The sequence below is a fragment of the Acinetobacter sp. R933-2 genome, assembly GCF_030325485.1.
GTDB classification, from domain to species: domain Bacteria; phylum Pseudomonadota; class Gammaproteobacteria; order Pseudomonadales; family Moraxellaceae; genus Acinetobacter; species Acinetobacter sichuanensis.
Window position 1 is genome coordinate 472,404 of the sequence record NZ_JACAIJ010000001.1, and the last position, 11,157, is coordinate 483,560.

Below are 11,157 nucleotides of genomic sequence, written 5' to 3' on the forward strand. Positions count from 1 at the left end.
AAAAGCCAACCGTGTCACATTATTTTACGTTACTTTATAACATTGCCGCTTAAAAGCAAGGACTTATAAGACTTGTACATATTGTATTGGACAGCTTTTCATGTCATCAAATGTTACAATTTCATAACTGCTTGGATCACTTTTAACATTGCGTAAAAGTTGATTATTGAGCGCATGTCCAGATTTATAGCCATCAAATTTCCCAATAATTTGATGACCCAAAAGGTATAAATCCCCAACTGCATCTAAAATTTTATGACGGACAAACTCATCAGCAAAACGTAAACCTTCTTCGTTTACGACACCCGTATCATCTAAACCAACAGCATTTTCTAAACTCGCACCTAGAGCTAAATTATGTGATTTTAGATAGTCTAAATCTTTCATAAAACCAAATGTACGCGCTCCACTCACTTCATAAACGAAAGTTTCAGTAGAAAAATCGATGGTTGCTGACTGATATTCTTTAGCAAAAGCAGGATGATCAAAATCAATTTCAAAGTTCAGTTGAAAACCATGATGAGGCGAAAAAATAGCTCTTTTGTCATCAATTAATGCTTCAACAGGCTTAAGCATACGAATAAATTTTTTAGGTGCGTCTTGCTCAACCAAACCGCCCTGCATAAGCAAGTAAATAAACGGTCCCGCACTCCCATCCATAATTGGGATTTCTGACGCAGATACTTCAATAATGAGGTTATCAATGCCTAAACCAGCAATGGCACTGGTCACATGCTCAATAGTGCCTACTTTGGCATCTTTTTCGACTAAATTTGAACACATGAATGCTTCTTGGATCAGCATTGCATCTGCCTGAATATCAACGGGCGGATTTAAATCAATACGACGGAACACAATACCCCCATCAGCTACATGAGGTAAAAAGTTAATCATGACTTTCTGCCCGCTATGTAATCCGATTCCACTCGCTTTCACGACTCGTTTCAGGGTACGTTGTTTCAACATGCTAATTCGGTCTTCATTCTCAAATCCGCTATACGTTAGCACATTTAGCCATTGATAAAAAACAAAAAAGGCAGTGAAACTTACTGCCTTTTTCGATCATGATCAGTCTTTATTTGAATTATCAATTATTTACGTTGTTGATTTTTCAAATAATCTTGAATACTCATTGGAGTAGAACGTGGCGATGCACTTGAGTTCGTTGCAGGCGCATCACTGTTTTGACGCTTGCTGATCGCAGGTACATCATCTTCATCAACTGGATTTTGACTGGTTTTTTGCACATTTGCAGCAACATTAACAGAAGCACGACGCTTTACTTCTGCTTCATTGGCATTGCGTGTTAAACCTGTTGCAATCACAGTCACACGAATTTCATCACGCGCATCTGGATCAAATACTGTACCAAAGAAAACTTCACCTTCATCAAGGTCAACAATCTGATTGACCACATCTGTGATGATCTCAGTTTCACGTAAAGTCACATCTGCGCCACCCGTGATGTTAATTAACACCCCTTTGGCATTCATGATATTTACGTTATCTAATAATGGACTACGAATAGCAAGACGTGCAGCTTCTTCAGCGCGGTCTGGACCACTGCTCTTACCTTCACCCATCATTGCATAACCACGTGTACTCATCGCAGTTTTTAAATCAGCAAAGTCAAGGTTAATATGACCAGGACGAACAACGAGATCAAAGATACTACGCACAGCGTTCAGTAATACGTCATCTGCTTTACGGTAAGCATCTTGCATAGAGATGTCACCATAAACACTTAATAAACGCTGATTTGGAATAATAATCAATGAGTCTACATGTGCTTCGAGTGCTTCAATGCCCTTTTCAGCCGAACGTTGACGACGACGACCTTCAAAGTTGAATGGTGTTGTGACAACACCAACGGTCAAAATACCCATTTCCTGAGCAATTTCAGCAACAACTGGCGCAGCACCTGTGCCTGTACCACCGCCCATACCAGCGGTAACAAAGACCATGTCTGCACCTTCAAGGTGTTGACGAATCAATTCACGACTTTCTTCAGCAGCAATTTGACCTACATCTGGGTTTGCACCTGCACCCAAACCACGGGTACTTTGTTCACCGAGTTGGATTTTAAATGGCGCATTCATACGATCTAAAGCTTGTTTATCTGTATTTGCACAAACAAACTTTACCCCTTTAATGTCAGACTGCACCATGTGTTGTACGGCATTACCACCGCCACCACCAACACCAAACACAGTAAAACGGGCTTGACCGTTACTATCGGTTTGTTCATCTTCTAAAAATTCAAATGAGGCCATGACCTTTAGATTTCCTACTTAATGTATGGCAGTCACTTAAGCCCGTATACTGCCTTGATCTTCAATAATAAAATTTGTTTTTAGGATGCTGTTCATTGTCAGACTTGTCAAGTACAGGACGACATGCTTACAACTTTTTAACAATATTCCCAAAAAACCACACCTAAAAAATACCTTTTAATTTGTTATTCAACGCGACCCAGCCATTTGCCACACGCTCCCAAACTGAACGATGACTATTAACTTCAGGCTCTTCTACAGCATCTTGCATATCACTTTGGCTGAATAACAATAAACCAGATGCAGTTGCATACATTGAACGACGTAAAGCAGATAAATGTTGGTCATCAGCATAAACATTAACTGTTGGATTACCCAAATGGGCAGAAACACCCAACATTCTACGTGCTAACGTTACCATACCTTCGATTTGACATACATCCCCAGTCAATACCACGCCATGATATAAGCTTTGCAATGCGCCACGTTGTTCTAATTCATGATGAACTAAACTCAAAATTTCTTCGTAACGTGCAATAATAATTTCTGCAAGTTCAATACGACTAATCGTTTGAGGTCCATCAATTGCTTCAAACTGAATCATATGTTCAGGTTTAACTTGATGCAAATCTACACAACCATAGAGTAACTTAATTCGCTCTGCTTCTTCTGTAGTCGTTTGTAATACAGCTGCAATATCTCGCGTCACATTTTCACCACCACGTTGAATGGTATGCGCTAAAACGAGATGCCCTTCTATATAAACTGCAATATTGGTGGTACCTGCGCCAATATCAAGTAAACATACACCATATTCTTTTTCGTCTTTGAGCAAACTACCTTCAGCAGTTGCCAAACACGATACCACCATTTTTTCTACAGAAATATTTGCGCCTTTCATTGCCCGATCTAAGTTTTGCATCGTAGCAATAGGCATCATCATTAATTGATAATGCGCAGTCATACTATGCGCAGTTAGATTAATCGGGTTTTGCACCCATTCAGGCGAATCATCTAACTCAAAACCTAAAGGTACTGCTGTAGCAAGATAATGATCTGCCGTCATATGACTGGCTTTAGCAAGATCTAATGCGCGTACAACTTCTGAAGTGGTAATCGTACGTTCTGGGTTTGAAATAGGTGTACGTCCAACTGCATAATGACTTTGTAATTCTGTACTTGGAATAGATACCCATGCAGAATGTACACGGCATTCTGCCATGTCTTCCGCTTCTTGTACGGCTTGTTTAATTGCAGTTATGACTTTTTCTAGGCTGACAATTTTGCCTTTGGTCATACCTTTATTGCGTGCACTAGCCATGCCAATAACCTGAATATTATCAGGGGCATGCACCTTACCTATTAGAACTGAAACTTTATGTGTCCCAATGTCTATCGCAACAACTGAGGGAACAGCTTCACTCATCACTTCGCTACCATTATCTTCATTGTTTATCTTTGGCTCATCGCCTCTTTATAAAGCCATCTATTATGGCTGCACTACTCTTGCATCTGCAACGCTTGGTTCATCGCTCGTTACAACAAAGCCACCATTCAAAATTTTCGGCGACCTTGAATCTTTCCATTGAATTGCAAGACCATTTCGATAACGTAAATCAATCGCAGAAATCGTTGACCAAACAGGTTTTAAATCGGTTTGTGCTAAATGACTTAAACGTTGTAACTTGCTCATCGTCTGATCTTGATCAACAATAATGCGTAAACCCGAATCAAACTGCATAAACCATGTCATACGCTCAGTTAAATACAGTTCTTTTAATCGCAAATTCGCAGGATGAAATAATTGATTTATTTCATTATAACGACGCATCATGACTTTAGATTGGCTGAGTGGACCATGTAAAAGAGGCAAATTGCTATGATTACGCACTTGTACCTCAGTATAAATATCTCCACTGTCACTTAATAATCGCCCCGTTCCCCAACGGGCAATCGCATGACGCGGCATCACTCGAACACGAATTCCATTTGGCCATGCACGTGCAACAACCACTCGATCAACCCATGATACTTCAAGGGCTTTATCTCGGATTTGTTCTAAGTCTGAAGTAAAGTAATTGTCTTTTACAACAGGTGCTAAGTGCTGCGACAATACCTCATTTTCCAGTGCTGATTGAGTACCTACCACTTGCAAGGTTGCAACCTTAGCATCTGTCACAACTTTGTATAAACCAAACAATCCTACACACAATACAAGAAAGGCGATCAGGAGCAACACCCATCCTCCCGCATTGATGAACTTCTCTTTGCGGGTAGGTGGTTTATCATGTATTGATGTAATGGCTGCGCGTTTACGACGCATTGAAGCAGGAAGTTGAGCCATAAACTTAGTGTGCTTGTTCCGTTAAAGTCTGCGCTAAAATCGCTACACACAATTCATCAAAGCTGTAACCTACAGCATTTGCAGCTTTAGGAACAAGAGAATGGCTCGTCATACCTGGTACAGTATTCACTTCTAATAACCAAAAGTTGCCTTGCTCATCCAGCATGGCATCAATACGTCCCCAACCGCTTGCACCAACTGCTTGGAACGCACGTAAACAAAGCGCTTGTAATTGTTTCTCTTCTACATCACTTAAACCACATGGAATACCATATTCCACATCATTACGATTATATTTTGCTTCATAATCATAAAAAGCTACATCAGCAGGTGGTTGTAAACGAATAACAGGAAGAGGCTGACCATTTAAGAATGAAATTGTATATTCACGCCCTGTAATCCACTTTTCAGCCATGACAACAGCATCGTGTACAGTGGCTTTATCAATAGCATCGGCAAGGTCTTCAATTTTTTCAACCTTACTCATACCCACACTAGAACCTTCATGTACAGGCTTGATGATTAGAGGCAAACCCAGATTTGCAACAATTTCTTCTAAATCAGAATCTTTTGAAATAATACGATACGGTGCAGTTGGTAAGTCAGAACCTTGCCAAATTTGCTTGGTTTTAACTTTGTCCATACCAATGGCTGAACCTTGTACACCAGTTCCTGTATAAGGAATGTTTAACCATTCCAAAACACCTTGGATTTGACCATCTTCACCACCACGACCATGCAATACAATAAATGCACGATCATAATTTACAAGTTCTGTCACGCTACGCTCTTGCGGATCAAAAGCTTCTGCATGAACACCTGAACGTAATAATGCTTCTAATACAGCTTTACCACTATCTAATGACACCTCACGCTCAGCGGATTTTCCACCAAGCAATACCGCTACTTTGCCGAATTTAGAAGCATTTGACACGTTTAAATCCTTAAACTTATAAGTTAGTCAATAAAATAAATACTGAGCTTCATCTATACAACAGTACAGATGAAGCACCTTACTCAGTCATTATTTTAAATAAAGTTGGTTTTGAGCCAATTCTACCGAAATTGCACCCACGTTACCCGCACCTTGTGTTAATAACAAGTCATTTGCTTGTAACACTTTTTGTATCGCGTTTTGTAAATTACCTTCAACAGGATCAATTAAAATAGGTTCAACTTCACCACGCAAACGGATACTACGTGCTAAAGCACGACTGTCTGCACCCACAATTGGTTTTTCTCCCGCAGGATATACTTCTAAAAGAAGTAATTGATCGACCTGAGACAACACATCAACAAAGTCATCAAAACAATCACGTGTACGACTGAAACGATGAGGTTGGAACATCATCACCAAACGACGCTCTGGATGACTCGCACGTGCCGCTTTAATTGTCGCTTCAACTTCTTTAGGATGATGACCGTAGTCATCAACAAGTTTTACATTACCTTCACCAAGTTCAAATTCACCTTGCACTTGGAAACGACGACCAACACCACTAAAGCTTTCTAAAGCACGTGCAATGGCAGCATCTGAAACACCTTCATCGGTTGCAATACCAATCGCAGCCAAAGCATTTAAGATATTGTGCAAGCCCGGCAAGTTAATGGTTAAACGCAAAGGTTCACGGTCTTTACGTAAAACAGTAAAGCTTGATTGCATGCCGATTTGTTCAACATCAATTGCACGAATATCATTGTCTTCATTAAAACCATAAGTTAAAACAGGACGACCGATACGCGGCATAATTTCACGAATATTGGCATCGTCACCGCAGACAACAGCTAAACCATAAAATGGCATTTTTTGTAAAAACTTAACGAAAGTATCTTTTAATACGTCAAAGCTACCGCCGTAAGTATCCATATGATCTGCATCAATATTCGTTACAATCGCAGCCATTGGTTCTAAGTGTAAAAATGATGCATCTGATTCATCTGCTTCAGCAACGATATAACGACTTGCTCCAAGCGCTGCATTTACACCTGTACGATTTAATAATCCACCAATCACATACGTTGGATCCATATTTTCTTCAGCAAGCATGCAAGTGACTAAGCTGGTTGTTGTCGTTTTACCATGCGTACCTGCAACTGCGATGCCATGACGGTAACGCATCAGCTCACCCAACATTTCAGCACGACGAACGACAGGAATGCGGTTTTCTATTGCTTCTTTAACTTCAAGATTTTCAGGGTCAATGGCAGTTGAAACCACCAATACATTTGCACCTTGAATATTTTTAGCTGTATGCCCGATATAAACCTTAATGCCATTTTCTTCAAGCTGTGCTGTTGTTTTAGATGCCTTAATATCAGAACCTGAAACTTTATAACCTTGGTTTTTCAACACTTCGGCAATACCACACATGCCTGCACCACCGATACCCACAAAATGGATATGTTTAATACGGCGCATTTCAGGGATTTTAATGAGGCTTTTTGCTTTATCAGCTGGGCTTGTTGGAGACATAATCAACTCTAACTTACAAATCTTGAATTAAACCAACCACACGCTGAGTTGCGTCAGGTTGGGCTTGTTGACGAGCTTTAACCGCCATTTCCATCAATAATTGGCGATTCATCAACGGCGTTAATAAATCCTTTAACGAATCAGGTGTCATGGTGGCTTGCGGGCAAATTTTAGCAGCACCAATTTTCTCTAAAAAACGAGCATTTGCTGTTTGATGATCATCTACTGCACTTGGTAAAGGAACAAAGACTGCGGCTACACCTGCGGTTGCAACTTCAGTTACAGTCAGCGCACCTGCACGACAAATAATTAAATCAGCGTCACTATATGCTTTTGCCATATCTTCAATAAATGGCTGGACTTCAACATGCAAATTTTCAGGTAAATTTACATATAAAGCTTGTGTTGTTTCTTGTTTATTTTGACCACATTGATGAAAAACATGAAGTGGAACATTGAGCTGTTTTAAAGCGTGTGGCACACACTCATTTAAAGCTTGTGCACCTAATGAACCACCCACAATAAGAATACGAATAGGTTCACTTGAGTTTTCACGTTCTTTGTAACGATAAGTTGGGTTGTAAATTGCAGTAATTTCTTTACGTACAGGATTACCTGTAGTCACAATTTTTTCAGATGCAGGAAAGGTATTTGGAAATGCCTCACATACTTTTTTTGCCACACGCGAAAGTTGTGTATTGGTAAAACCTGCAACCGCATTTTGCTCATGAATAATGACAGGAATACCCAATAAGCGTGCAGCCAAACCACCCGGACCTGCAACATAACCCCCAAAGCCTGCAACAGCATCAACTTTAAGTTGTTTCATATGACGCATTGCGCTTAAGGTCGCTTTTAAAATTTTAAAAGGTGCTGCTAATTTACGGACAAGACCATTGCCACGCACACCTTGAATATCGATTTGATAAATTGGAATATCATGTTGTTTTAATAAACGATTTTCCATTCCTGTCGGGGTTGCTAACCATGAGACTTGGCACCCTTGTTGTTGCAACTCTTTAGCGACCGCTAAGGCTGGAAATACATGCCCACCTGTACCTGCTGCCATCATCATGACATGTTTAGGTGTAGTTTGTTGAGGTTTGCTCACAGTCTAATTCTTCAATACCAAAAAATAAAATTTAACGAGTCTTTAAGCAGACAATTGTAATCACAAACCATGAGAGGGAAAAGTTTATTTACTTTTTTTCGCCTGACACTTCATTGTTTTTTTCTACTGATTTGAAAGTTTAAACTAGTTTTGTTATTAATCTATCAGAAAATACTTATTTTTGTACAATTTATATATTTTAAATAGAGATTCCTGTATGCCTTAAGTATTTATCGTATCTTTCTCTTTATATGAAAAATTTATCTATAAACTTAAAATTGTTTTTATAGAAATATATTTTATTCTCTTTATACTCAAATTTTACTTAAAAATTATTCATGGAAGAATAGACATCGTGACACAACATACTTCACGACATGATCTTTGGATTATTGCAGCAGGATATTTGGCTGCGGTTCATGTTGGTAAACTCTCCCCGATTATCCCTATTTTACAAAAACAACTCGATCTAAATCTTGCACAAGCAGGACTCGCTTTGTCTTTAGTACAAGCGGCAGGTATGTTATTTGCGTTATGTTTAGGAAGTTTTAGTGAGAAAGTTGGACTTAAACAGTGTTTTATTGCAGGTTTAGTGATTTTAGGTTGTGCAAGTTTAAGCGGTGTTTTTATTAGTTCATTATTCAGTTTATTTTTCTTTAGATTTTTTGAAGGAATTGGCTTTTTATTGATTACCCTCACTGCCCCTGCAATTTTAAAAAGAATCTGTGATCCACAAAAAATGAATGTCAAAATGGGCATCTGGGGGTCTTATATGGGACTCGGTGTAGGGATTGCCATGCTCAGCATTCCGTTATTATTACAGTACTTTTCTTGGCAACATATTTGGTTTGGTTTAGGACTGCTCTGTTTAGGCTTTGCCGCAATTGTGCAAGTTTTACTTCATCTTCCACGTACACATTCAACACAGACCTCATCATTATCCTTTTTAAGTGTTGTTAAAATGACACTGCGTCACGCACCTGTTGTCTGTTTAGCCATCATTTTTGCTGCTTATACCAGTCAATGGCTGACCGTCATTGGTTTTTTACCGAGTATTTATCTCAATGCAAAAATTGATTTTCAAGTTGCAGGGATATTAACCGCTATTGTTTCAATTTCTAATATTGCAGGAACATTGGCTGCAGGTGGACTTTTGCATCATGGTATTACTGCCAAAAAACTCATCATTACAGGTTTTTTGACCATGTGTACGATGTGTTTCGTTATGTTCGTATTCAATCAATATTTACCATTTCCAATTCAATATTTAAGTGTCATTATTTTTTCTGCTGTAGGCGGGCTGATTCCTGCAACCGTTTTTGCGATTACTTTAAATTACGCACCTCATCCGAATGCAATTGCAGCAAGTGTCGGTTTAGTATTACAAATCTCAGCTTTTGGACAATTTATATTGCCACCTCTGAGTGGAATGCTCGTTTCATATACACATAATTGGAGCAATATTGTCTGGATTACCACAGCTTTATCTTTACTTGGCATAGGTGCAGTTTGGCAGTTATTTAAAGCGCACCCCTTAAAAATACAATAAATGTCATTTAAAAATTTTAGACATATTAAAAAAACACCAGCTTGATGCTGGTGTTTTCAAATCGACTTAAAACGATTAACGTCCTGCTTCTAGGACAGCAAATAAGTCATCAGCAATTGAGGTGCCAAATTGTGTATCAATTTCTCGAATACACGTTGGGCTGGTGACATTAATTTCAGTGACATAGTTACCAATCACATCTAAACCAACAAAAACTAAGCCTTTTTCTTTTAAAAATGGACCCACTTTTGCTGCAATCGCTTTGTCATTTTCAGTCAATGGTCGAGCTTCACCTAAACCACCTGCTGCCAAGTTACCACGCACTTCTCCATTTTGTGGAATACGTGCCAAGCAATATGGAACAGCTTCGCCATTGATCATGAGAATACGTTTATCACCGTCAACAATTTCAGGAATATAGCGCTGAGCCATGATCGGTTGTGTACCGTTATTTGTTAAAATTTCAATGGTTGAACCAATATTTACCCCATCTTGGTATAAACGAAAAATACCCATTCCACCCATTCCATCTAAAGGTTTAACAATCACATCACCATGTTCTTTTAAGAATTCACGAATCAAACTTTGTTGTGATGTCACTAAAGTTGGCACTTGTAGCTCAGGGAACTGAGTTGCAAATAGTTTCTCGTTACAGTCACGTAGGCTTTGTGGCTTATTAATAATCCATGCACCTTCACGCTCTGCTTGTTCTAAAATATAAGTGGTATAAACAAAGTTCATATCAAATGGTGGATCTTTACGCATCAAAATCACATCATAATCAGCCAAAGATTGCTTTTGTTTTTCACCCAATTCGTAATAGTGGTTGTAATCTTCAAATACTGTTAAAGGATGAATTAAGCCAAACGCTTTACCTTGATCAATATATAAATCTTGCTGTAATGCATAGCCGAGTTCATGCCCACGTCGTGATGCTGCCCATAACATTGCCATGGTTGAATCTTTTTTGAGATTTACATTTTCAATCGGGTCCATCACTACAAGTACACGCATATTGCTGCTCTTTTTCAATGTTTAATGGTTTTAGTATAGCGGAGATTTTTCTTGCATTTCCCTGATTTTTGGTAAACCTTTAACTGATATTGTGCTGAATGTTTTGAGGAATATCATGCAACAAGCCATGATTGCTTTTCATATTGACCATGAAGGTCATTGGGTGGCTGATCTTGCTTGCGGTCATACGCAACATGTTCGTCATACGCCACCTTGGCAAAATCGTCCATGGGTGATGACTGAACAAGGACGTAATGAAAAGATCGGCATGATGTTGCAGTGTAAAGAATGCGATTTACAACAAACGTCTGCTGAAAATATTTTAAATCCTCCCAATAAAATATAAAAATACCCAATAAGCAATATCACACTTATTGGGTTTAATTTGTCATA

10 protein-coding genes are annotated in these 11,157 nt (G+C 39.0%); 2 read left to right on the forward strand and 8 right to left on the reverse strand.

What is annotated here, in order from left to right; genetic code table 11:
* Positions 1 to 63: 63 nt before the first annotated feature.
* From lpxC to murG, 7 genes are all read right to left on the reverse strand, one after another.
* Positions 64 to 966, reverse strand: coding sequence for a UDP-3-O-acyl-N-acetylglucosamine deacetylase (gene lpxC / locus HX005_RS02360; protein ID WP_107009462.1), 903 nt, complete (start codon positions 964 to 966; stop codon positions 64 to 66).
* Between the two features lie 125 nt (positions 967 to 1,091).
* The gene (ftsZ, locus tag HX005_RS02365) at positions 1,092 to 2,273 is read right to left on the reverse strand and encodes a cell division protein FtsZ (protein WP_107009461.1); all 1,182 of its coding nucleotides are present in this window, start codon (positions 2,271 to 2,273) and stop codon (positions 1,092 to 1,094) included.
* 163 nt (positions 2,274 to 2,436) lie between these two features.
* Entirely contained in the window at positions 2,437 to 3,699 is a 1,263-nt protein-coding gene (gene ftsA / locus HX005_RS02370; protein ID WP_107009460.1) for a cell division protein FtsA, read from the reverse strand.
* A 63-nt stretch (positions 3,700 to 3,762) separates the two neighbouring features.
* Positions 3,763 to 4,617 carry a cell division protein FtsQ/DivIB gene (locus tag HX005_RS02375; RefSeq protein ID WP_107009459.1) on the reverse strand — a complete coding sequence of 285 codons (855 nt, stop codon included), beginning with the start codon at positions 4,615 to 4,617 and terminating at the stop codon, positions 3,763 to 3,765.
* A 4-nt stretch (positions 4,618 to 4,621) separates the two neighbouring features.
* Positions 4,622 to 5,551, reverse strand: a complete 930-nt coding sequence (locus tag HX005_RS02380) for a D-alanine--D-alanine ligase (protein ID WP_286376148.1) — start codon at positions 5,549 to 5,551, stop codon at positions 4,622 to 4,624.
* A gap of 90 nt (positions 5,552 to 5,641) precedes the next feature.
* The gene (murC, locus tag HX005_RS02385) at positions 5,642 to 7,090 is read right to left on the reverse strand and encodes a UDP-N-acetylmuramate--L-alanine ligase (protein ID WP_107009457.1); all 1,449 of its coding nucleotides are present in this window, start codon (positions 7,088 to 7,090) and stop codon (positions 5,642 to 5,644) included.
* A 13-nt stretch (positions 7,091 to 7,103) separates the two neighbouring features.
* Positions 7,104 to 8,201: an undecaprenyldiphospho-muramoylpentapeptide beta-N-acetylglucosaminyltransferase gene (murG, locus tag HX005_RS02390; RefSeq protein WP_286376149.1), complete on the reverse strand. Its 1,098-nt coding sequence runs from the start codon at positions 8,199 to 8,201 to the stop codon at positions 7,104 to 7,106.
* A gap of 355 nt (positions 8,202 to 8,556) precedes the next feature.
* Here murG and HX005_RS02395 point away from each other — a divergent pair, with 355 nt between their 5' ends.
* Complete coding sequence (locus HX005_RS02395) at positions 8,557 to 9,750, forward strand: MFS transporter (RefSeq protein ID WP_286376150.1); 1,194 nt, start codon at positions 8,557 to 8,559, stop codon at positions 9,748 to 9,750.
* Between the two features lie 75 nt (positions 9,751 to 9,825).
* Here the strand turns inward: HX005_RS02395 and gshB are convergent, their stop codons facing one another.
* A complete protein-coding gene (gshB, locus tag HX005_RS02400; RefSeq protein WP_107009454.1) occupies positions 9,826 to 10,764 on the reverse strand; it encodes a glutathione synthase in 939 nt (312 codons plus the stop codon).
* Between the two features lie 115 nt (positions 10,765 to 10,879).
* On the opposite strand from gshB, the gene HX005_RS02405 reads away from it, so the two are divergent.
* The gene (locus HX005_RS02405; protein ID WP_107009453.1) at positions 10,880 to 11,110 is read left to right on the forward strand and encodes a DUF3565 domain-containing protein; all 231 of its coding nucleotides are present in this window, start codon (positions 10,880 to 10,882) and stop codon (positions 11,108 to 11,110) included.
* The last annotated feature ends 47 nt before the right edge of the window (positions 11,111 to 11,157 follow it).

What these genes read in the sequence shown, in the direction of transcription:
- lpxC (WP_107009462.1), bottom strand. Translation starts at nt 966, where the DNA reads ATGTTGAAACAACGTACCCTGAAACGAGTCGTGAAAGCGAGTGGAATC.
- ftsZ (WP_107009461.1), bottom strand. Translation starts at nt 2,273, where the DNA reads ATGGCCTCATTTGAATTTTTAGAAGATGAACAAACCGATAGTAACGGT.
- ftsA (WP_107009460.1), bottom strand. Translation starts at nt 3,699, where the DNA reads ATGAGTGAAGCTGTTCCCTCAGTTGTTGCGATAGACATTGGGACACAT.
- HX005_RS02375 (WP_107009459.1), bottom strand. Translation starts at nt 4,617, where the DNA reads ATGGCTCAACTTCCTGCTTCAATGCGTCGTAAACGCGCAGCCATTACA.
- murC (WP_107009457.1), bottom strand. Translation starts at nt 7,090, where the DNA reads ATGTCTCCAACAAGCCCAGCTGATAAAGCAAAAAGCCTCATTAAAATC.
- gshB (WP_107009454.1), bottom strand. Translation starts at nt 10,764, where the DNA reads ATGCGTGTACTTGTAGTGATGGACCCGATTGAAAATGTAAATCTCAAA.
- HX005_RS02405 (WP_107009453.1), top strand. Translation starts at nt 10,880, where the DNA reads ATGCAACAAGCCATGATTGCTTTTCATATTGACCATGAAGGTCATTGG.